The following is a 21,409-nucleotide window of genomic DNA, read 5'->3' on the forward strand; positions in this document are numbered from 1 at the left end:
CATGCCCTCGCCGCAACACACCCCGATGGCGTCCGATCCCTCGTTCGACAGGTCCTCCGACCGGTCGTTCAGCACGTCGTCCAAGACGTCGTCCGAGACGTCGTTCAACGCGCCGCTTGAACTCGTCCTGACGCAGAGCGCGACGCTGGGCGAGGGACTGCAGTGGCACGACGGACGCTGGTGGTGGACCGACATCGAAGGCGCCACGCTGCAGGCCTGGCGTCCCGGCGATGCGGTCACCAGCGTCTGCCCGTTGCCCGATCGGCTCGGCAGCTTCGCGCACTGCCGGTCCGGGCGCATGCTGCTGGGCCTGAGCAAGCGGCTGGCCTTCTCGACGCTGGACGACGCGCTGGCCTTGAGTTCGTTGGAGACCGTGACGCCCGTCGATGCCGCCGAGCCGCGCACCCGCATCAACGACGGCCGCACCGACCGGCGCGGCCACTTCGTGTTCGGCACCATGAACGAGGCGAAGGAACGCCGCACCATCGCGAGCTTCTACCAGTTCTCGATGCGGCATGGGCTGCGCCGCCTGGCCCTGCCCGCCGTCGCGATCGCCAACAGCCTCTGCTTCAGCCTCGACGGCCGCACGATGTACTTCTGCGACACGCTGACCCGACGCATCCAGCAGTGCGCCTACGACGCCGAGAGCGCCCAGGTGGCCGACGTGCGGCTGTTCGCCGAGATGGACCTCGCGCAGGCCTGGCCCGACGGCTCGACCATCGACGCCGAAGGCTGCCTGTGGAACGCCCAATGGGGCGCCGGCCGCGTCGCGCGTTACGACCCCGAGGGCCGGCTGATGGGCGTGTTCACCGCGCCCGCCGCCCACACCAGCTGCCCCGCCATCGGCGGCCCGGGACTGGACCAGCTGATGCTCACCACCGCCCGGCAGGAGCTGAGCCGCGAGGCCCTGGCCGCACAGCCGCTGTCGGGCAGCCTCTTCGGCCTGCGCCTGCCCCGGGCCCTGGGCGTGCCCGACGCCCTGTTCGACGACCAATGAACGACCAATGAACGACCAATAAGCGATCAGCAAACGATCAGTAAACGATCAGTCAAGGAGACAACATGACGACAACAAAGACGACGACAAAGACCACCACCGTCACGACGAGCGGCGCGGCGACGATGCCACGACGCGCCGTCCTCGCCCTGCTGGTCGTGCCGCTGGCGGCGACCCTCGCGCTGCCGCACGCCGCGCGCGCGGCCGAGCCGGTCAAGATCGGTTTCCTCGTCAAGCAGGCCGAGGAGCCGTGGTTCCAGGACGAATGGCGTTTCGCCGAGCAGGCGGCCAAGGACAAGGGCTTCACGCTGGTGAAGATCGGCGTGCCCAACGGCGAGAAGATGATGGCCGCCATCGACAACCTCGCTGCGCAGAAGGCGGCCGGCTTCGTCATCTGCGCGCCCGACGTGAAGCTGGGCGCGGCCGTGAACCGCGCGGCCAAGCGCCACAACCTCAAGGTCATGTCGGTGGACGACCAGCTCGTCGACGGCGCCGGCAAGCCCATCGCCGACATTCCCCACATGGGCATCTCCGCCTACGAGATCGGCAAGCAGGCCGGCCTGGGCATGGTCGAGGAGATCAAGGCCCGCGGCTGGAAGCTGGACGAGGTCGGCGCCCTGCGCGTGGCCTACGACCAGCTGCCCACCGCGCGTGATCGCAACCAGGGCGTGCTGGACGCGCTGAAGGCCGCCGGCCTGCCGCCCGCCAACGTCGTCGACGCGCCCCAGGCCAAGACGGACACCGAAAGCGCCTTCAACGCCGCCAACATCGCCTTCACCAAGAACGCGAAGTTCAAGCGCTGGGTCGCCTTCGGCCTGAACGACGAGGCGGTGCTCGGCGCCGTGCGCGCTGCCGAAGGCCGCGGCATCAAGCAGGACGCGATGGTCGGCATCGGCATCGGCGGCAGCCAGACCGCGCTGAGCGAATTCTCCAAGCCCACGCCGACGGGCTTCTTCGGCACGGTGCTGATCAGCCCCAAGCGTCACGGCTACGAGACGGCCGTGGCCGTCTACGACTGGGTCACGCAGGGCAAGGCGCCGCCGCCCGTGACGCTGACCAGCGGCACGCTGGCGACGCGCAAGAACCAGGCCGAGATCCGGAAGCAGATGGGCCTGTGACATGGCGTCGCTGCGATTCGACAACATCAGCAAGCACTTCCCCGGGGTCAAGGCGCTGGACGGTGTCTGCTTCGAAGCGCGCGCCGGCCAGGTGATGGGACTGCTCGGCGAGAACGGCGCCGGCAAGAGCACGCTGCTGAAGATCCTGGGCGGCCAGTACCGGCCCGACGGCGGCGAGTTGCGGCTCGACGGCGAGGTGTGCCGCTTCAGCTCGGCCGGCGACGCGATCGCCGCCGGCGTGGCCATCATCCACCAGGAGCTGCAGTACGTCCCCGAACTGACGGTGGCCGAGAACGCCCTGCTGGGCCGGCTGCCGACGCGCCTGGGCCTGGTGGACCACCAGGCCGCGCGCCGCCGCGTGGCCGATCAGCTGGCGGCGATCGGCGTGGACCTGGATCCGGGCGCGCGGCTGTCCGAGCTGTCCATCGCCCAGCGGCAGATGGTGGAGATCTGCAAGGCGGTCCTGCAGGACGCGCGGGTCATCGCCTTCGACGAGCCCACCAGCAGCCTGTCGCACCGCGAGACGGAGATCCTCTTCCGGCTCGTCAAGCGCCTGCGCGCGGAGGGCCGCACGCTCATCTACATCTCGCACCGCCTGGAAGAGCTGTACGAGCTCTGCGACGCCTGCACGATCTTCCGGGACGGCCGCAAGATCGTCACGCACGAGGTCATGGCCGAGGTCCCGCGTGAACGCCTGATCGCCGACATGGTCGGCCGCGAGCTGCGGGACATCTACGACTACCGCGCGCGCGAGCATGGTCCCGAGCGCGTGGCGGTGCGGGGCCTGCACGGAGACCTACTGCCCGAGCCGCTGAGCTTCAGCGTGCGCCGCGGCGAGGTGCTGGGCTTCTTCGGTCTCGTCGGCGCCGGCCGCACCGAGCTGATGCGGCTGCTCTACGGCGCCGATACGCGCCGCGGCGGCGAGGTCCTGCTCGACGGCCAGGCGGTGTCCGACGGCGGCCCGCCCGCGTCCATCGCGGCAGGCATCGTGCTCTGTCCCGAGGACCGCAAGGAACAGGGCATCCTGGCGCACAGCTCCGTCGCGGAGAACATCAACATCAGCTGCCGGCGTCACGGTCTGGCGGGCGGCCTCTTCCTGCGGCCGCGGCTCGAGGCGGCGCGCGCCGACGCCTTCATCCGCAAGCTGCGCATCAAGACCCCGCATCGCGGGCAGGAGATCCGCCTCCTGTCGGGCGGCAACCAGCAGAAGGTCATCCTGGCGCGGTGGCTGGCCGAGCCGCACCTGAAGCTGCTCATCCTGGACGAGCCGACGCGGGGCATCGACGTCGGCGCCAAGAACGAGATCTACCGGATCATCCACGACGTGGCGTCGGCCGGCTGCGCCGTCATCGTCGTCTCCAGCGAGCTGCCCGAAGTGCTGGGCATCGCCGACCGCGTGATCGTCATGCGCGGCGGACGCATCAGCGGCGAGCTCGCGCGCGCCGACGCCAGCGAGACAGCCGCTCTCGCGCTGGCGCTACCTGACGGAGCGCCGCCGGCGCCCCTGCATTGACCATGACTACCATGCACTCCACGTCAGAACCCGCCCTGTCATCCGCGGCGCCCTCCACGGTGTCCTCCGCGCCCGCCTCCTCTCCTTCCTCCGCGCCTCCCACGGAACGTCCTCCCGGCATGCACCCCACCGCCCGCGCCCTCCTCAAGGAGCACAGCATGACGCTGGGCTACGGGCTGCTCTTCGTCGTGCTGGCGCTGACCGTCGAGAACTTCTTCTCCACGGCCAACGTCGTCGGCCTGCTGCTGTCCGTCGCCCAGATCGGCATGGTGGCCTGCACGATGATGTTGTGCCTGGCCTCCCGGGACTTCGACCTCAGCGTGGGCTCCACCATCGCCTTCGCCGGCGTGCTGGGCGCCATGGTGCTCGAGCGCACCGGCAGCGCGGCGCTGGCCGTGGGCGGCGGGCTGCTGGCCGGCGCCCTGATCGGCGCGGGCAACGGCGTGCTGATCGCCTACCTGCGCGTGAACGCGCTGATCGCCACGCTGGCCACCATGCTGATGGTGCGCGGCCTGGCCTTCATCGCCTCCAAGGGCCAGGCCGTGGGCATCGACCACGAGGGCTTCATCAGCTTCGGCGACAGCACCTGGCTGGGCCTGCCGCTGCCGATCTGGACGACGGCGCTGTGCTTCCTGGTCTTCGGCGTGCTGCTGAACAGCACCGTCTTCGGCCGCAACACCCTGGCCATCGGCGGGAACCCGGAGGCGGCGCGCCTGGCGGGGGTGCGCGTGGAGCGGCTGCGGGTCTGGATCTTCCTGCTGCAGGGCGTCGTCACGGCCCTGGCCGGGCTGATCCTGTCCGCCCGCATCACGAGCGGCCAGCCCAACGCGGCCACCGGCTTCGAGCTGGACGTCATCTCGGCCTGCGTGCTGGGCGGCGTGTCGCTGCAGGGCGGCAAGGCGCGCATCTTCGGCGTCGTCGTCGGCGTGCTCATCATGGGCACGGTGGAGAACGTCATGAACCTGCTCAACGTCGACGCCTTCTATCAATACCTGGTACGCGGCCTCATCCTGCTGGCCGCGGTCCTGCTCGATCAACTGAAAACGCGCGGTGAGCGCCGCGCCTGACACGATGAGTGCACGTCTGAGAGGCAAGGTCGCGCTGGTGACCGGCTCCACCCAGGGCATCGGCAGGGCCGTGGCCCGTCTCTTCGTCGCGGAGGGGGCGAAGGTCATCCTCAACGACCTGGCCGCCGACGACCACTCGCAGGCGCTGCTGGCCGAACTGGGCGAGGACAACGCCCTCTTCATCGCGGCCGACATCGCCGACGAGTCGGCGGTGCAGGCGATGGTCGCCAGGGGCGCGGACCGTTTCGGTCCGATCACCGTGCTGGTCAACAACGCCGGCCTGGACATCTTCGCCGAGCCGCTGGCGATGACGGCGGCGCAGTGGCAACGCTGCCTCGCCGTGGACCTCGAGGGGCCGATGCACTGCAGCCGCGCCGTGCTGCCCGGCATGCTCGACGGCGGCGGCGGCAGCATCGTCAACATCGCGTCGGTGCACGGTCACCGCATCATCCCGGACGCGTTCCCCTACGCGGTCGCCAAGCACGCGCTGATCGGGCTGACCAAGTCGCTGGGCATCCAATACGCGGCGCGCAAGGTGCGCGTCAACTCGATCTCGCCCGGGCTCATCCTGTCCGAGCGTGTGGTGGAATGGCTCAAGCGCCTGACTCCCGAGGAGGCGCAACGCCAGATCGACCTGCTCCCCTGCAAGCGCATCGGCGAGCCCATCGAGGTGGCCTACACCGCGCTGTTCCTGGCCAGCGACGAGGCCCGGTTCATCAACGCCACGGACATCCTGATCGATGGCGGGCGTTCGCAGCTTTATCACGACTAGGCATGCCCGATCCGCGTTCCGACCGCTTCGTCCGATCCCATCTGAAAGTCCGGCAACTCGTGCTGCTCGTGGAGCTGGGCCGCCACGGCTCGATCCTGCATGCGGCGCAGGCCGCCAACCTGACGCAGCCGGCGGCCTCGAAGCTGCTGGCCGAGCTGGAGCACGCGCTGGGCATGAAGCTGTTCGACCGCCTGCCGCGCGGCGTGGCGCCCACCGACTACGGGGCGGTCATGATCCGTCGCGCCGGGGCGGCCCTCGCCGAACTGGACGCCGGACACCAGGAGGTCATGGAGTTGTCGTCGGGGCTGTCGGGCCGGGTGGCCATCGGCGCGGTGCTGACGCCGGCGACCACCCTGCTGCCGCGGGCCGTCGTCGCGCTCAAGGCCCGGCAGCCGCGGGTCCACGTGACCATCACCGTGGACACCAGCAAGCCGATGATCCAGCAACTGCAGAACGGCGAGCTGGACCTCGTCATCGGCCGGGTGCTGGACAGCGAGTCCGCGGCCCAGCTGAGCTTCGAGCCGCTGTCCGAAGAGCCGCACCGCATCATCGTGCGCGCCGGGCATCCGTTGGCCGGGCGAAGTGATCTCAGCCTGCAGGAGCTCGCCCGCCAGGCCTGGATCCTGCCGCCGGGCGGCAGCATCCTGCGGGACCGGCTCACCGCGCTGTTCCTCAGCGCCGGCCTGGACCAGCCGCACCAGGCGGTCGAGACCTTGTCGCTGCCGGTCGTGACCAGCCTGCTGGGCAGGTCCGACATGGTCGTCGCCCTGCCCGAGGAACTGATCCAGCCCTACCGCGACGCAGGCCTGCTGACGGTGCTCGACTTCGACCTGGGGCTGCGCATGGACGCCTACGGCATCGTCACGCGGCGCGGCCACCAGCTGTCGCCGGGCGCCGAACTCATGCTCGACTGCCTGAGGGAAGAAGCCGCGCGTCGGGTCCTCTGACGCCTTCACCGGCGCGACGCCCGCAGCGCTCGCCAAGCAAGGCAGAAGTTTCGAGCACTTTCGTTCGATCGACAATCGCAAGAGAAAATCTCGTGGAAAACGAGAGACGGCGACAAACGAAAGCATTCGTAGACTGGGGCCATGACAAAGTCCCTCCTGTGCCTCGCCCTCCTCACCGCCTTCGGGGCCCATGCACAGCAGGCGCCACTGCAGCCGACCGGCCGCTGGGAACACCTGCCGGTGGGCACCGCGCCCACGCCGCCCATGGGCTGGTCCAGCTGGAACGCCTTCCGCGTCGACATCACCGAGCAGAAGGTCCTGGATTCCGCGCAGGTCATCGTCGATTCGGGACTGGCCAGCGCCGGCTACCGCAGCATCAACGTGGACGACGGCTGGTGGCTCAAGCGCCGCACCGGCGACGGCCGGCTGCAGGTCCGCACCGGGCTGTTCCCGAGCGCGGCGGTCGCCGGCCAGGACTCGTCGCTGCGGCCCTTCACCGACAGGATCCATGCGATGGGCCTGAAGGCGGGCCTCTACAGCGACATCGGCCGCAACGCCTGCTCGCAGGCCTATGACGCGGACAGCCCCAACCTCCCCGAAGGCACGCCCGCGGAGCGCGAGGTGGGCCTGATGGACTTCGTGGAACAGGACGTGGCGCTGTTCTTCCGCGAGTGGAACTTCGACTACCTGAAGGTCGATGGCTGCGGTCTCTCGTCCTATGGACGCGACCGTGCCCACGTCGCCTCGGGCCAGTACCGGGCGTTCAAGCCCATGATCGTCGAGGGCAACGTCAACCAGTCCGACATCGCGGGCACGAAGGCGCTCTACGGCCGCCTGCGGCGCGCGCTGCACGAGGTGCGGCCCCAGGGCGACTACGTCCTGTCGGTCTGCCTGTGGGGCACCGTCAACGTGCGCAGCTGGGGCCAGGACTACGGCACGATGTGGCGGACCAGCCGCGACATCGCCAGCGGCTTCTCGCAGATGGTGCACAACTTCGATTCCGTGTCCACGCGCGAGTTCTACGCCGGCCCCGGCCGCTGGAACGACCCCGACATGCTGGAGATCGGCAACGGCGACTTCGACGGCCGGCATCTCGACGAGGCGCGCACGCACATGGCCCTGTGGGCGATCGTGGCCGCGCCGTTGATGATGGGGACCGACCTCTCGAAGGCGTCGCCGGCCATCATCGACATCCTGAAGGCGCCGGAGGTCGTCGCCATCAACCAGGATCCCGCCGGACACCAGGGCATCATCGCGTACGCCGACAGCGACCGCCAGATCCTCGTCAAGACGCTGTCCGACGGGCGCAAGGCGGTCCTGCTGTTCAACCGCGGCTCGGAGCCCGGCAAGATCACGCTGACGGCCGCGCATCTGAAGATGGACGCGGCCACGCCCATCGCGCTGCGCAACAGCTGGACGCGATCCGACGACGGCACCTTCACCGGCGAGCGCGTCTTCGAACTCAAGCCGCGCGAGTCGCTGCTGTTGACGGCGACGGGCCGACACGCGCTGCCTCGCGGCTACTACGTGTCCGAGCGGCCCGGCAACGTCTACGTGGCGCGCGACGGCGTCCGCGCCTTGGAGCCCGATCCCATCGGCTACCGCTCCCTCGCGTCCTGGGGCAGCACGGACACCGGCGGAACGCGGCCTGCCTACGCCGGCTGGGGCGGGCCGCGCGCCGATTCGACACCGTATGACCAGGCGCTCCAGGTCCAGGGCCGGCTCTTCCGGCCCGGCATCGGCACGCTGGCCGATTCGCGGCTCCAGGTGCGCGTGCCGGCGGGGTCGCTCCGTTTCACGGCGAACGTGGGCGTCGACGATTCGACGCGGGGCAAGACGTCGCCGGTCAGCTTCGAAGTCTGGGGCGATGGCAGACGGCTCGCATCGACGCCGCCGATGAAGTTTGGCCAGCCGGTCCGCGAGCTCAGTGCGGACCTGCGCGGCGTGAAGCTGGTCGAACTGGTGGTACGGCAGCATGGCAAGGATGCCGACGGGCCGGTGGTGGTGACCTGGGGTGAGGCGCGGGTCGAGTAGGCGGGTGGACAGGAGGACGTGCCACCCATGTCTCTGATGGAGACGTTCAATCAGACGGCCTCGGCGTCTTTCGCATGAACGCGTTGAGTTGAGCCGCCACCTCTCCCGGACTCTCCTCCAGCACGAAATGCCCGACGCCGGGAAGCGTGGCGCCCTGCACGTCGGTCGCCACGAGTCTCATGGTCTTCTCCATGCCGGCCCCGACGCTGTGCTGGCCGCCGATCGCGAGCACAGGGATGGTGAGCGGCGTCGCCGCGCGAAGGCGGTTCTGCTGCAGACCGGTGTCGCTGAATGCGGCGCGGTAGTAGTTGAAGGCGGCCCTCGCACCGCCGGGTTGCGCGAAGACCCGCGTGTACTCATCCAGCGCTTCCGTCGTGAAGACCTCGCGCTTCACCGACTTCTGCGCGAACAGCCAGCCCAGGTAGGCGCGCTCATGGCCCTGCACCAGGATCTCCGGCAGATCAGGCAAGCGATTGAAGGCGAAATGCCAGGACTTCAGATTCGCGTCGTCGCCGGGAATGCCCGCCGGCGCGGGCGGCGTGATGCCGGGCAGCGCGGCCTCCATGACGGTCAAGGTCCTGACCTCGCGGGGCCAGTCCGCGGCGTAGGCGTAGGCCATCCAGGCGCCGACATCGTGGCCCGCCACGTGCAGGTTTCCTTTCTTCGCCAGGCCCTTGGCGGCCACGAATGCATGGATGTCGGCGCTGATCGTCTTGCTGTCGTAGCCCTCCGGCGGGTGATCCGAGTCCCCCATGCCGCGCAGATCGAGCGCCACGACAGGGTGACCTTCCGCAATGAGTCTGGGCATGACGAAGCGCCACGCATACCAACTCTCGGGCCACCCCGGGATCAGGAGGATGGGATCGCCCTTGCTGCCCTCGCCTCCCTCCACGTAGTGCAGCTTGACGCCGTTCACGACCACGGCACCGTGGTGAAGGTCTGCGCTGGATGACTTCGCGTCGCGCTCGATCGCGGGAGCGCCTGGAGCCCCCGGTGAATCGGCTGAGACGAGTGAAGCGGCATTGGCCCAAAGACTCCCGGCGAGGCCGCAGGCGGCCAGCAGGGAACGAAGCAACCTGGATCTGGAATTCAACATGGCGTGCCTTTCAAAGGTTGGAAGGTGGAAGTCGAACAAGCGCTGAATCGACATAAATTAGGATCACATCGATTCCTAATTGATCAAAAAAAAGATCAGCTGATCAGACGCAAGCCCTGTTGCGCGACCAGCTCGAAGAACTTTTTGCCGGGCTCACGGCTCTTGCCGACCAGGCGCATTCCTTGCATGAAGCAGAGCAGAGAACAGGCGGTGGCCTTGCGATCTTCCAACGGTCCGATGGACCCGTCCTCCTGCGCCTGACGCAACAGGTCGACGAGCAGACGTTCGGTGCGCTGCCAGGAGGCGACGACCCGCTGGGCGATCTCGGGCTCATGGACCGACAGCTCCACGGCTGTCGCGATGACCAGGCAACCGCGCTGGCCGTCGCTGCCTTGAGAAAGCCGCGCGTATCGCTCCAGCACGGCCGCGATCCGTTCTTTCCCGGTGCCTGTCGAGCGGGCGATGCTTTCCAGCTTCTCGGCGCCTTCACTGGCGTACAGGTCGTACGCGGCGATGAAGATGCCCTTCTTGTCCTGGAAGGCCTTGTACAAGCTCCCTCGCGAAAGCCCCATGCCTTCCGACAGGTCGACGATCGACGTGGCCGTGTAGCCGCGCTGGCGGAAGACCTCGATGGCCAGCCGCAACGCCTTCTCCACATCGAATTCACGCGGGCGGCCGCGATCACGCGTCAAGGTCTTGGGCTCCATTCGGTAATTATGGAACATTTCGGTTCCAAACATGGAATGCCCATGATCTGGCGTGCGGCATTCTCGTCGGGCGCACGTGCCGCATTCCGACGTCCGATCAGCTCATGTAACGCTTGAAAAGGACCCACGCGATGGCGAGACAGGTCACCTCGACGGCATAGATGTTGAGGATCTGGCGCCAGTTGAGCGGGACGCGCTCGGCGTGGAAATGCTGCTCCGTGCCGTGGCCGGTGACGAGCTGCTCGGTCATCGGATACACGCGCAGCGAGCGGATCGGCAGGATGGGCAGCTGCCAGACGGTGAGCCACTCGGTGGTCACATAGGTGCCGCGGATGTCGACATCGCGCTTGCCGAAGTACTTGGTGCCGGTGCCGTTGTGGAGATGAGGCATGGTTGCGATGGGATCGAGTGAATCGAATGGCGCGATCGGAGCAATCGGAGCAATCGGAGCAATCGGAACGACGTGCGCGGGTGACGCCGCCCGTCGACCAGGCTCACGGCTTGGAGGTCTCGGAGGCGCGGACCTTGTCGTCGACCTTGGGCCCGGCCTGCTCGTCCTGCGCCGCGGGGCCGGCGGTCGGTTTTATTGAGGGAGGGAGTGTGGCGTGGGGATGGGGGGAGGCTGAGAGGCAAGGAATGGGAGGCGTGAAGGGGGTCACGCAGGCCCTCACCTTTCATTTCCCGACTCGACCCCAAAGGAAGGCGAGTCCCGACGACATGAAGGCCAGCAGCGCCTTCTGCAGATCGGTGAAATGGTCGGGATCGTTGCCGATGGTGTAGACGAACGCGCAGGTGAAGATGAACAGCAGGATGGCGGTGACCTGGACTGCCGGCGTCCAGTCCTTGCCAAGGAATGCTCCGACCAGTTTCTGGAGCTTCATCGGGTCGAGTCGCTCGCCTTGGGTCGCCGCGAGATCGAGAAAGAAGTTGGCGATGGACTTGGAGTTGAAGCGCATGGAGGGTCTCCGTGAGAAGCCGCCGAGGGGCGGCGCCTGTGAAACATGGGAGGCCATGCTCCGCGCAAACGCGACTTCGATTTCTGATTTAAATCAAAGACATCTAGCAGTTCATTCCTTGGAGGGAGTGATGGGGGTGTGGCTCCCCATTGAGGGTCAGGACTTGCCGCGGCAGCCCCGGGTCAAAATCAGCGCCGGACAGACGGAGCCTTCATGAGACAGAACGCAGCGATCCTCGCGCTGGCATTGATGCCGATGACCGTTCACGCCAAGTGCGGCGAGCTGACGTATCTCCTGGAGGGGCAGATCGAAGACAGATCCGGGCGACCAGCGGCAGGCGCCTTGGTGGGCGCTTCCTGGATGGAAGGCGGTCAACCGGCAGGTCCCGCCATTGCTGTCGCGGACCGTGCGGGCCGCTATCGCCTGTCAGTGCAGTTCCGCCCCAACGACGACATGCCGCTCCAGGGCGAAGCCTGCGCGGATCGTCTCGACCGCGTGGGCGTCGTGGCGTACTTGGGTCGTCAGCGCTCGACGCCCATTCAGGTCAGCATCTCCGGCATTCGACAGCAGCTGCCGAAGCTCAGGATTGATGGGGCGTCGGTGAGTCCGTGAACCGGAACTCGGCATGCGCGTGAGGATTGTCGGAGCATGCGCAGCGGTGTTGCACTTCAAGCTTGAGACCGGCAGTCCATCCGCCTCGCGCGGCGCGCCAGCAGCGGCAGGACCAGAGCACCCAGCCCCATCAGCGCCCAGGTGGCGGGCTCGGGGACCGCATCGGAGAACGACTGCGCGTAGCTGATGCCCTGCGAGGTCAGCGCCGAGAACCCGTTCACCAGTTGCCCGGACGAGTCCCGCACCGACAGGATGCCGCCCCACGCGGTGATTGCTTCCCCCATCCCCGTGGTGCCATAGGAATACTGCGACTCCAGCCCCGACGGGAGGGAGGATCCATTGGCTTGCATCGAGGCGGCGAAATCGAGCTCGATGGGTCGCCCGAAAGCGAAGGTCAACGCGAAGGTGTTCCTCACGCCGCGCAAGCCGGTCGCGCTGAGGTCGTCGAGCCCGGCGCTGTCAGTCACATGGGAGAACGCCGCTCCGGCCGTCACGGTGGTCGGCCAGGCACCGGTCACCGCGTCGAGGCCGGTGCTGTTCACCTGCAGCGAGGTGTTCCATGTCACGTCGCTGCGCGCGAGGCCGAAAGGCGGCGCGTCGGTGATGTTGCCAAAGGACGCCGAAGTGAACTTGCTCAAGGTCACCACCTGGAACAGCATCGTGCCGACAGTGCCGTCAGCGCAGCCGCCGCATTGGATGATGAAGCTGTCGGTCAACCGGGCCGACGCGCTCGACGAGGCAATGGGCGCAGACTTCAGACGCCCGGTGGTGCGCGTGATGGTTTTCGCGGTGAGGAGCACCCGCCCCGCGATCGCGCTGCCGCTGGCGTTGCTGCTGCTCTGGGAGCCATTGAAATTCGACTGGAAATCAAAAATCTGCGCGGAGGTCACGGTGCCGGCGGGCACGCTGTCCACCACCGATTTGGCGTCGACCGGCGCGGTGAGGTTCAGCGTCCGGGCTTCGCTGCGCGACTCGGCGCTGTAGGTGGCGGCCGTCGCTGCTGAACCAGAGGCGACCAGCGCGATCGCCAGCAGACCTGGCGCGGTGATCCAGGACCTGCGCGGCGCGAAGGCTTGATAGACACGTGTCGCGATGCGCATGGCAGCGGTCCTGAAGTCCGGAGGGCTCGCGCAGGCTAGCACCGGCGTGTCGCCAGGGGTGAAGGCGTCCCTGGGATGCAGGACTCGGTGGGTGCTGGGGTGGTCGAGTTGGGGGTTTGATCCAACGGGCCTCCTCGCGCGTGGATGAACTCTGACAACTTGCAAACATCAGGAGAGCGAATTCAACAACGCTCGGTACAACGTTGATTCGTCGAATGTCGGACTGCCATCTTCCGGCATCGCCCGCTCGGCAGCATCGCCGTGGAAGCAGAAGTTGCGTGCGGTACCCTGCCGAAGGCATCCCACTTGCGAGAAGCACATGGAATTTCGGCGCCCGCGTCGCGTCAACCCGTTCGACAGTCCGTGGCTGTCGCTGACTGCGCATGGCTTGGCCACCGCCGCCCTCCTGAGCGGCTGCTACTTCTCCATTGCCATCGGGGCATGGTGGCCTGGCGCGTTGGCGCTCGCTGCAGCTTCTGCGTTGGAAATTTTCTGGTGGTACTGCCTCTTCAGGCGCTGAGTCCGAAGAGACATCGGCATCGAACCGCATGCTCCAATGTGGCTCAGAAACCGCTGCCGATCCGCACCCAAGACGTTGAACGCTGTGAGCCGCCCTCTCATCCTCATTGCCTGGCTGGTCCTGGCGGGGAGTTCGCTTCTCGGCTTTGCCGTGGTCGGTACCGGAGCGCTCATCACCGGCGATGCTGCGGCGATCCGCATGGGCCTTTTGCTGTGGGTGACGGCTACGACCGCTGCGTTCGTCGGGATGTTCTTTGCGCTGCGGCGAGCTTCATGGGTTGCAGTGGTCTGTACCCTGCCAGCGCCCTTCTGTGTGGCGCTGCTTGCCCGCTATTTTGTTTTGGGCATCAGAACCTGGTGATGCGCTCTCGCTGGTCCTGCAGCAAAGACCGACGGCGCCGGCTGCATTGATACGCTGAGGCCTGACGAATTCGCGCACCCGTGCGCCCATCCGGCCACCGCCGCCGACGAAGGCCGAAGAGGCGCTGTTGCCCATCGCCGGGGATGGTGGTGGAGGTTCGATCCCTGCGGCAGGCGGGATCGCCTGAGTCGGGGGCAAGGCATGCAGCAGGGCTGGAGTACCATGGCCCTGCCGTTGCGCGGCGGGACCGACGTGTCCTTGCCGCAGGATGGGGCGCTTCAGCGGAGCGGAGTCGGGATGGCTCGCCGATGCAGAGGAACCTGGTCGAGACCTCAACCCGCATCATCCATGCCCCAACCGGAACACCGAGCCGAAGATCCGCAGTCCCCCGAGGCCGAGCACGACCTCGGCAACGCAGTGGTCCCTGACGATCGCAGCGCCGTCGCGAGCACGCGGCTGCTGGTGCTGGTCGTCGAGCGGGACCCTCACATCCGCGAGCTGGAAGCGCACTTCCTCCAGCAGGCGGGCTTCGAGGTCGCGTTCGCCGTCGATGGGCGCGAAGCGCTGAGGCAGGCGCGCGAGCGGCTGCCCGACATCGTCATCACCGAAGTGCTGGTGCCCAAGCTCGACGGATTGGCGCTGTGCCGCCAGCTCAAGAGCGATGAGCTCACCAAGGGCATCACCGTGCTGGTCTTCAGCATCCTCGCCGCCAACAGCCGCGCCGCGGAGGCCGGCGCGGACGCCTTCCTCATGAAACCCTTGGCCGAACAGCGGTTGCTCAGCACCGTGAAGTCGCTCATCCAGAAAAGACAGACGTCGAAAGGCTAGCGCAGCATGGGTTCCCACCACGAGGCCGAAGCGTCATCGCCGGCCAGCCAGCCATTGGCGCGCCTGTCCACCGGCAACCCGGATCTGGACTCGATCATGTTCGGCGGCTTCCCCGCCCACTCGATCAACATCCTGATGGGCGAGCCCGGCAGCGGCAAGACCATCCTCGCCGAACGGCTGATGTTCGCCAATGCCGAGGACGACGGCCGCTCCATCCTCTTCTTCACCACCCTGTCGGAACCCGCGGACAAGGTGGTCCGCTACCTGCAGCAATTCGACTTCTACGACGAGACCAAGCTCGGCACCGTCATCCACTACAGCTCCATCGGCCAGGAACTGGCCGAACAGGGCGTGGGCGCGCTGGTGACCATCCTCAAGGAAGCGATCACGGAGCAGCGGCCCAAGATCATCGTCATCGACTCGTTCAAGGCCATCCACGACCTCTCCACCTCGGTGCCGGAGATGCGCAAGATGCTGTACGAGGTGGCCGGCCTGCTGACCGCCTACGAGACCACGGCCTTCCTCGTGGGCGAGTACAGCGAGGACCAGATCTCGACCTATCCGGAGTTCGCCGTTGCCGACAGCATGATCGAACTCGCGCGCAACAAGCTGGGCACGCGCGACGAGCGCTTCCTGCGCGTGCTCAAGCTGCGCGGCAGCGGCTACCTGGAAGGTCTGCACGGTTTCCGCATCACCAATGGCGGCCTGGAGGTCTACCCTCGCCTGGTCAGTCCGGACGAACCGCCGGGTTACGACCTGCTGAAGGAACGCATCCCCACGGGCATCGACGGCCTGGACGACCTGCTGGACGGCGGGCTGCCGCGCGGCCGATCGACCTTCGTGCTGGGCCAGACCGGCGCGGGCAAGACCACGCTGGCCATGCAGTTCGTCATGGAAGGCCTGCAGCGCGGCGAAGGCTGCATGTACGTGTCCTTCGAAGAGAATCCCACCCAGCTCGAAGCGCAACTGCGCAACATGGGGCTCGACACACGGGACGCCCGGCAACGCGGCCTGCACTTCCTGTACGTGTCTCCGGTCGAGCTCCAGATCGACAGCATCGCGTCCGCGCTGCACCGCGTGGTTCGAGAGGGCGGCATCCAGCGCCTGGTGGTCGACGCCGTGGGCGACCTGCTGATGACCACCAGCGATCCGCAGCGCCTGCACAGCTACCTGTACGCATTGGCGCAGCACTTCGCGGTCAAGGGCGTCACGAGCATGTTCACGTACGAGACCATCGGCAAGGACCTGTTCACGGAGACGCGCATGAGCGCGCTGGCCGACAACATCATCCTGCTGGGCATCCAGATCGAGGACCGCAAGGCCAGGCGCACGCTGCGCATCGTGAAGGCCCGCGGCATCGCCCATGACCTCGACGAGCACGAGCTCACGATCTCCTCCTCCGGCGTGAAGGTGGTGTGACATGACCACCGCGCCGTTCCAGGCCGACCGGCGCGCACACCAACTGCGCAAGCTCACGGAGGTGAGCCGCGCGCTCACCTATGCGATGTCGCTGGACGAGGTGCTGGCGCTGACCGTGCGTCGCGCGGCGGACCTGCTGGAGGCACAGCGCGCGGTCCTCCTGCTGACCGATGAAGAGGGCCTGCTGGTGGTGAAGGCCGCGTTCGGGCTGGAGACATCGCAGCTCGAAGGCTTCAAGGAGCCGCTCCACGAGACGCTGATCACGCGGCTCAAGGTCCTGCTCGGCACCTCGGAAGAGGCGCACTTTCTGGGCGTTCCTCTGGTGGTGGGCGGCGAGGTGACGGGGTTGCTCGCCGTGGCCAGGCCCGGCGACGAATCGCAGCCCGACGACGATGAATGGCTGCTGTCCGCACTGGCGGATCAGGCGGCGGTCGCGCTGGAGAAGTCGCGACTGGACGAGACCGCCGAGTTCCGCGAACGGCTGATCGGCATCGTCAGCCACGACCTGCGCAACCCCGTGTCGGTCATCACCATGGCGTCGTCGGCGCTGATGCGCTGGGAGCAGCTTGATCAACGCACGATCAACAAGCTGGTGTCGCGCATCCACAGCTCGGGCCAGCGCGCCGCCGACATGATTCGAGACCTCCTCGACTTCACGCAGACACGGTTGGGCGGTGGCATCCATCTGGGACGTCGACCCGCGGACCTGCATGACATCGTGCGGCGCGTCGTCGAGGAGATGGAGGTCGCGAATCCGGAGCGGCATTTCTCCGTCGTGCATGCGGGGGAGGCATCGGGCGAATGGGATGAGGATCGATTGGCACAGGTGGTGGGCAACCTGCTGTCCAACGCGGTCAGCTACAGCCCGGCGGAGTCGGAGATCCGCATCACCACTGACGCGGGAGCGGGAGGAAGCGCGGTGCTCGTCATCCACAACGAGGGGGATCCCATCGATGACGACGTCCTGCCGCACCTGTTCGAGCCCATGCGGCGCGCATCGGCCGACCTGAGCAACACGCATCGCAGCGTGGGACTGGGTCTGTACATCGTCAAGCACATCGTGGAAGCGCATGAGGGCACGGTCAGCGTGCATTCCAAGGCCGGGGAAGGCACTCGCGTGCGTGTTGAGCTGCCTGGGCACGCTCGATGATGCGAGAGGCCAGGCGCCCTCGTCCGAGGGGGCCTGGCGGCGAGTGACGGGCCTTCTTCAGCGAAGGCATTGCTTGGCCGCGGTCACACCTGCTGCGTCTGAGCATGACGCTCAAGCCGAGGCCTTCTTCCGATCCTCATCCACGGCGCGCTCCACCACGCCGAGCATGCCCAGCCCTTCGCGCAGCGACTCCTTCACTGCATTCGCCACATGCTTGGCGGGATCGCACTCCGCGCTGTTGTCGGCGAGCATGGCCAGCATCGACGCGCCGCTCACCAGCAGAGCGCGGAGATTGGCCAGCGCCGAGCCCGTCGTCAGATCCGCGCGCAGGCAGATCGCATCGGAGCCGATGCGCGGTCCGAAGATCTGCGGCTCCGTCATGCCCCAGCCGTGCTGCAGGTGGATCAGCGTCTGCTGATCGCAGCCCGCGAGCGGATGGCGCTGGCGCATCGGCTTGTCGGACTCGTCGATGCGTGCTTGTTGGAAACTTCCCATGTCGTACTACCCCGGTCAATGTTGGACACCACCGGCTCCGACGTTGAAGGCGACATGCCTTCGGATCGACCGGAGAGGTGGGCGAGATGTTCAACTCACGACGAACCCAACGTGAGGCCGTCCTCGCGGATAGGCCCATCTCGCCCATGACCAGATGATCAGGAGCTAGACACCAGTCTCAGGACCGGCGTCGGGATCGTGGCGGGTTGAATCACCGGGGTCCATGCTCCGTCCGATTCCGACTTCGTTCTTTGATCCTTATCAAAGACTTCCGGAGGTTCGTTCCTTAGGGGGAACGCCGCGGACTTAAGAGGGAGTGACGTCCCACCTGAGGGTCAGGTATTGTCAGCGGGCATTAGCGCCCGATGCGTGACGCATCGAGCGTCGACCGTAAGCACTGAAGGACTCCGCCATGGCCACCAAGAAACCTTGTCCTGCGCACCGTGTACATCGACCCGGATGTCGACGACGGTCTGCGCAACGAAGCGTTTGAAGGCAAGACCAGCAAGAACGACCTGATTCGCAAGTATCTGAAGCTTGGGATGCAGCAAGGAGCTGTCGACGCAGCGTCCTCATCCGGAAAGAAGGCAACGCGCGCGAAGTCATCCAAGGCTGCAGCGACTGGTCCGAGCCATCGGGCAACCTAACTGACGAACCTCGCACTGGGCACGCTCACGCGTCCCCGCGACTTTTAAGCCCGAACCCTCAACCGCGCAAAACTCGCCACCGCTGCCAGCCCAGCGGTCACACCGCCCAGCGCCAGCGCGACGGTCGGGCCGTCACGCAGGCCGGCCAGATGGAAGCACAAGGCGACCAGCGCGGCGCCGCTGGCCTGTCCGAGCAGCCGCACCACACCGATGACGCCGCTGGCGCCGCCGCTGCGGTGCGGGGGCGCGCTGGACATCAGCGCGGTCAGGTTGGGCGCCTGGAAGAAACCGAAGCCCGCGCCGCACAGCGCCATCCACAGCACAAGCATCGGCAGCGAGGGATCGTGGGACTGCAGCGCCAACCCGCACATGCCGACCGCCAGCACCGCCAGGCCGATGCCGCCCAGCAGCCCCGGCGCATGCCGGTCCGACAGCCGGCCGGCGAGTGGCGCGGTAATCGCGACGACCACCGGCCACGACGTCATGAGGTACCCGGCGTTGGCGGCGTCGCGGTGCAGGACTTGCTCGAAGTAGAACGGCAGCGAGACGAAGGCCAGGCCCTGGGTGGCGAATGCGCAGACCGCGGTCACCGCCGACAGCGCAAACATGGGCCTGCGCAACAGGTCCACCGGCAGCATGGGCGTGGCGTGGCCGCGCTGGCGATGCAGCAGGAGCGCGCCGGCGACGACCGTCAGCACGACAGCGGGCAACACCTGCGTCCAGGCGGCCAACTGCGCCATGGAGCCCAGTGCAAAGATCAGCGCCGCAAAGCTGGTGGCCGTCAGGACGGCGGTGCCCACGTCGAAGCCGTGCGGGCGGGGTGGGCTGCTCGGCAATGTCGGCCAGGCACAGGCGATCGCCAGCAGGCCCAGGGGGACGTTGATGCCGAACAGCCAGGGCCAACTGGCCGCGGACAGCAGCAGCGAGGCCACCGTCGGTCCGATCACGAAGCCGATGCTCCCCACCAGCGCATTGATGCCCACGCCGCGGCCCAGTTTGGTCGGTGGGTAGATCTGCCGGATCAGCGCGATGTTCACGCTCATCATCGCGCCCGCGCCTATGCCCTGGAAGGCTCGCGCGGCGGCGAGCAGCTCGACGCTGGTCGCCGCCATGCACAGCCCCGAAGCGACGGTGAACAGCACGAGCCCTCCGAGAAAGACTCGCCGCGGGCCGATGCCATCCCCCAGCGCGGCGAAGGGCAGCATCGTGGCGACGACCGCGAGCTGGTAGGCATTGATGACCCAGATGGCGTCGGCGGCATGCGATTGCAGGTCGGCGGCGATGGTCGGCAGCGCGACGTTGGCAATGGCCGTGTCCAGCGTGGAGAGCATGACGCCCAACAGGACCGCCAGCAGCGCGCTGCGTCCGCGAGGGTCCAGGCCTTGTTTTTCTCGTTGCTGATCGTCGGGCGACATCGAGGGCTGCTGCTCAGGAGGTGGGGATGAGGCGGCCCCCACGGAGCGTCGGACTACGCCGCCCCGGATGGACCTTGACCGATCATCAGCCAACACCTTGGCGCAAGATTCCGGAGGACGCACGACGATGGGGTCGGGGCCACGGCGACCCTTGAATAGAGGGCGCAGTACGCTGCAGAGCGCACAAAACGGCGTGCAGGTGGCAGAAGCGCAGCGTTTGCTCGCCCACCTGGCTGCCATGGTTGGCCCACAGTTCGTGGAAGCCGCTGCAGCTGTGAGCCATGCATTTGGCCGAGGTGACGCCCTTCGCATTCGGAGTTTTGGGACACCATGTTCCGCCGCATGGTCGAGGCTCCGCGAACGATCGTTTTGCAGCGGGAGCGGACTGTCACGGCCACTGGCTCCAAGGGCTGCACGCGGTCAAGAGTGGCCGGAGGAGATTGTCGGGCCTGGGGTAAGCTGCATTCGCTCTGAGCGGCCCAATTTCAGGTTGCCAGGATTGGCCAACTCGTAAGTTGATCCGTACATGCGACGCAACATCCTCGTTCTCATTGCCCTTACTCCACTGGCGACCATGACTGAAGCGCTCTCGCAGGAATTCAAAGAAGGGCAGGTTTGGTCGTACCGAACGCGCTCAAACGATCAAGGCTCCACGCTGTTGATCAACAAGGTGGAGTTCGATGCAAAGCTCGGTTCCATCTTTCACATCAGTGTCAACGGAGTAAAGGTCAAGAACCGTCGCGCGCCTAATGGCATTACGCAAGACCTTCCTCATTTCCCCGTGTCGAGGAAGACCCTCGAGGACAGCGCTCTCAAACTGGTTGGCACCTCTGCGCCAAACCCGGACTACCGCGAGGGCCATGCAACTTGGAAGCAGGCGTTTGAGGCGGGGGAAGCAGGCATCTTCACTATCCCAGTGGCGGAGATAGTTGACTTTATCGAGAAGACAGTGAACCAGTGAGCGTCTGCTTTTGGGGTGCTAGCGGGGCATCACCAGCTTTCCACTTCGGGTCGATTGCCGTCACTAGACAGCGAGCGCCGGCAACCTGCAAAAATCCGCCGACGCATTCGGTCGACTCTTCTGTCGAAATGCATCATCAACGCGGGCCGAAGCTCCTGCCAATGAACGCCGAAATACGTACCTCGTATCAATCATTAGGTCGGCACCTGCCGTAAGCCTCCCGGTACGGCTTGCCGAAGCACTCGGCCAGTCCTGCCAGCACCTTCAGATTCATCGCATTCTCAGCGTCGGCCTCCGTCGCGCGTTGATGAGCCTCGCATTGCGCGTCGAATGCGGCCCGGTCCTTGCGAAATAATGCCACCGTCGTCAGCACGTAGGTGTTCCAGCTGAATCCCCGCGTGTCATTGGCTTCGTCAGGATTGATCGACAGCAAGGCCTGCTCCGCAGCCGCAACATCGTCGCCCAACATCGCCAATGTCTGCGCAAGGTGCCAGCGCACTCCGCGCTGCTAGTACTCGTGGCGTCGCTGGAGCAACTGCGCCTGCTCCAGATAGCAGTTGCCCAGCGAGCGCCACCCCCTTCTCGGTCTGGTCGCACTCCCAGTACGGGAGCTTGATCGCTGTCGGACCAGCCTTCTTGTACATCTTTGGGCGATCGATGGGGTCGGGGGCCAGCAACGGCTGAGTGGACTGTTG

General features: G+C 66.7%; 22 protein-coding genes. 14 read left to right on the forward strand and 8 right to left on the reverse strand.

The window, feature by feature from the left end; genetic code table 11:
- Position 1: 1 nt before the first annotated feature.
- From ABE85_RS09445 to ABE85_RS09475, 7 genes are all read left to right on the forward strand, one after another.
- Entirely contained in the window at positions 2 to 997 is a 996-nt protein-coding gene (locus tag ABE85_RS09445) for an SMP-30/gluconolactonase/LRE family protein (protein WP_082938479.1), read from the forward strand.
- 125 nt (positions 998 to 1,122) lie between these two features.
- A complete protein-coding gene (locus ABE85_RS09450) occupies positions 1,123 to 2,115 on the forward strand; it encodes an arabinose ABC transporter substrate-binding protein (RefSeq protein WP_067282277.1) in 993 nt (330 codons plus the stop codon).
- A gap of 1 nt (position 2,116) precedes the next feature.
- Positions 2,117 to 3,628 carry an L-arabinose ABC transporter ATP-binding protein AraG gene (gene araG, locus ABE85_RS09455; protein WP_067273134.1) on the forward strand — a complete coding sequence of 504 codons (1,512 nt, stop codon included), beginning with the start codon at positions 2,117 to 2,119 and terminating at the stop codon, positions 3,626 to 3,628.
- Positions 3,629 to 3,747: 119 nt separating this feature from the next.
- The gene (araH, locus tag ABE85_RS09460; RefSeq protein ID WP_067273137.1) at positions 3,748 to 4,695 is read left to right on the forward strand and encodes an L-arabinose ABC transporter permease AraH; all 948 of its coding nucleotides are present in this window, start codon (positions 3,748 to 3,750) and stop codon (positions 4,693 to 4,695) included.
- 4 nt (positions 4,696 to 4,699) lie between these two features.
- Positions 4,700 to 5,467, forward strand: coding sequence for an SDR family oxidoreductase (locus tag ABE85_RS09465; RefSeq protein WP_067282279.1), 768 nt, complete (start codon positions 4,700 to 4,702; stop codon positions 5,465 to 5,467).
- Between the two features lie 2 nt (positions 5,468 to 5,469).
- Positions 5,470 to 6,414: a LysR substrate-binding domain-containing protein gene (locus ABE85_RS09470; RefSeq protein WP_067273139.1), complete on the forward strand. Its 945-nt coding sequence runs from the start codon at positions 5,470 to 5,472 to the stop codon at positions 6,412 to 6,414.
- A gap of 141 nt (positions 6,415 to 6,555) precedes the next feature.
- Entirely contained in the window at positions 6,556 to 8,448 is a 1,893-nt protein-coding gene (locus ABE85_RS09475; protein ID WP_067273142.1) for an NPCBM/NEW2 domain-containing protein, read from the forward strand.
- A 46-nt stretch (positions 8,449 to 8,494) separates the two neighbouring features.
- Here the strand turns inward: ABE85_RS09475 and ABE85_RS09480 are convergent, their stop codons facing one another.
- The 4 genes from ABE85_RS09480 to ABE85_RS09495 all read right to left on the reverse strand — a co-directional run bounded on the left by ABE85_RS09480 (position 8,495) and on the right by ABE85_RS09495 (position 11,207).
- Positions 8,495 to 9,583 (reverse strand): alpha/beta fold hydrolase, encoded by a 1,089-nt coding sequence (locus tag ABE85_RS09480; protein ID WP_231993269.1) that lies wholly within the window; start codon positions 9,581 to 9,583, stop codon positions 8,495 to 8,497.
- A 56-nt stretch (positions 9,584 to 9,639) separates the two neighbouring features.
- Positions 9,640 to 10,251, reverse strand: coding sequence for a TetR/AcrR family transcriptional regulator (locus ABE85_RS09485; RefSeq protein ID WP_067273145.1), 612 nt, complete (start codon positions 10,249 to 10,251; stop codon positions 9,640 to 9,642).
- Between the two features lie 97 nt (positions 10,252 to 10,348).
- A complete protein-coding gene (locus tag ABE85_RS09490; RefSeq protein WP_067273147.1) occupies positions 10,349 to 10,642 on the reverse strand; it encodes a hypothetical protein in 294 nt (97 codons plus the stop codon).
- Positions 10,643 to 10,925: 283 nt separating this feature from the next.
- A complete protein-coding gene (locus tag ABE85_RS09495) occupies positions 10,926 to 11,207 on the reverse strand; it encodes a hypothetical protein (RefSeq protein ID WP_067273150.1) in 282 nt (93 codons plus the stop codon).
- 213 nt (positions 11,208 to 11,420) lie between these two features.
- Between ABE85_RS09495 and ABE85_RS09500 the strand changes: the two genes are divergently transcribed.
- Positions 11,421 to 11,819 (forward strand): carboxypeptidase-like regulatory domain-containing protein, encoded by a 399-nt coding sequence (locus ABE85_RS09500; RefSeq protein ID WP_067273152.1) that lies wholly within the window; start codon positions 11,421 to 11,423, stop codon positions 11,817 to 11,819.
- Positions 11,820 to 11,875: 56 nt separating this feature from the next.
- Here ABE85_RS09500 and ABE85_RS09505 read toward each other — a convergent pair whose 3' ends face one another.
- Positions 11,876 to 12,919, reverse strand: coding sequence for a PEP-CTERM sorting domain-containing protein (locus tag ABE85_RS09505; protein ID WP_067273155.1), 1,044 nt, complete (start codon positions 12,917 to 12,919; stop codon positions 11,876 to 11,878).
- A gap of 595 nt (positions 12,920 to 13,514) precedes the next feature.
- On the opposite strand from ABE85_RS09505, the gene ABE85_RS09515 reads away from it, so the two are divergent.
- The 4 genes from ABE85_RS09515 to ABE85_RS09530 all read left to right on the forward strand — a co-directional run bounded on the left by ABE85_RS09515 (position 13,515) and on the right by ABE85_RS09530 (position 17,196).
- The gene (locus ABE85_RS09515) at positions 13,515 to 13,799 is read left to right on the forward strand and encodes a hypothetical protein (protein ID WP_157522154.1); all 285 of its coding nucleotides are present in this window, start codon (positions 13,515 to 13,517) and stop codon (positions 13,797 to 13,799) included.
- A gap of 348 nt (positions 13,800 to 14,147) precedes the next feature.
- A complete protein-coding gene (locus tag ABE85_RS09520) occupies positions 14,148 to 14,627 on the forward strand; it encodes a response regulator (protein WP_082938482.1) in 480 nt (159 codons plus the stop codon).
- 6 nt (positions 14,628 to 14,633) lie between these two features.
- Positions 14,634 to 16,046 carry an ATPase domain-containing protein gene (locus tag ABE85_RS09525; RefSeq protein ID WP_067273160.1) on the forward strand — a complete coding sequence of 471 codons (1,413 nt, stop codon included), beginning with the start codon at positions 14,634 to 14,636 and terminating at the stop codon, positions 16,044 to 16,046.
- A gap of 1 nt (position 16,047) precedes the next feature.
- The gene (locus tag ABE85_RS09530) at positions 16,048 to 17,196 is read left to right on the forward strand and encodes an ATP-binding protein (protein ID WP_067273163.1); all 1,149 of its coding nucleotides are present in this window, start codon (positions 16,048 to 16,050) and stop codon (positions 17,194 to 17,196) included.
- Between the two features lie 111 nt (positions 17,197 to 17,307).
- Here the strand turns inward: ABE85_RS09530 and ABE85_RS09535 are convergent, their stop codons facing one another.
- Positions 17,308 to 17,691 carry a hypothetical protein gene (locus tag ABE85_RS09535; protein WP_067273166.1) on the reverse strand — a complete coding sequence of 128 codons (384 nt, stop codon included), beginning with the start codon at positions 17,689 to 17,691 and terminating at the stop codon, positions 17,308 to 17,310.
- 443 nt (positions 17,692 to 18,134) lie between these two features.
- Between ABE85_RS09535 and ABE85_RS27470 the strand changes: the two genes are divergently transcribed.
- Positions 18,135 to 18,338 carry a hypothetical protein gene (locus tag ABE85_RS27470; RefSeq protein ID WP_157522157.1) on the forward strand — a complete coding sequence of 68 codons (204 nt, stop codon included), beginning with the start codon at positions 18,135 to 18,137 and terminating at the stop codon, positions 18,336 to 18,338.
- 44 nt (positions 18,339 to 18,382) lie between these two features.
- Here the strand turns inward: ABE85_RS27470 and ABE85_RS09540 are convergent, their stop codons facing one another.
- Positions 18,383 to 19,753: an MFS transporter gene (locus ABE85_RS09540; protein ID WP_067273169.1), complete on the reverse strand. Its 1,371-nt coding sequence runs from the start codon at positions 19,751 to 19,753 to the stop codon at positions 18,383 to 18,385.
- Positions 19,754 to 20,279: 526 nt separating this feature from the next.
- Here ABE85_RS09540 and ABE85_RS09545 point away from each other — a divergent pair.
- A complete protein-coding gene (locus tag ABE85_RS09545) occupies positions 20,280 to 20,714 on the forward strand; it encodes a hypothetical protein (RefSeq protein ID WP_082938484.1) in 435 nt (144 codons plus the stop codon).
- 187 nt (positions 20,715 to 20,901) lie between these two features.
- Here the strand turns inward: ABE85_RS09545 and ABE85_RS09550 are convergent, their stop codons facing one another.
- Positions 20,902 to 21,213, reverse strand: coding sequence for a hypothetical protein (locus ABE85_RS09550; protein ID WP_157522160.1), 312 nt, complete (start codon positions 21,211 to 21,213; stop codon positions 20,902 to 20,904).
- Positions 21,214 to 21,409 lie beyond the last annotated feature (196 nt).

Origin of the sequence: Mitsuaria sp. 7 (genome assembly GCF_001653795.1) — a bacterium.
Lineage (GTDB): Bacteria > Pseudomonadota > Gammaproteobacteria > Burkholderiales > Burkholderiaceae_C > Roseateles.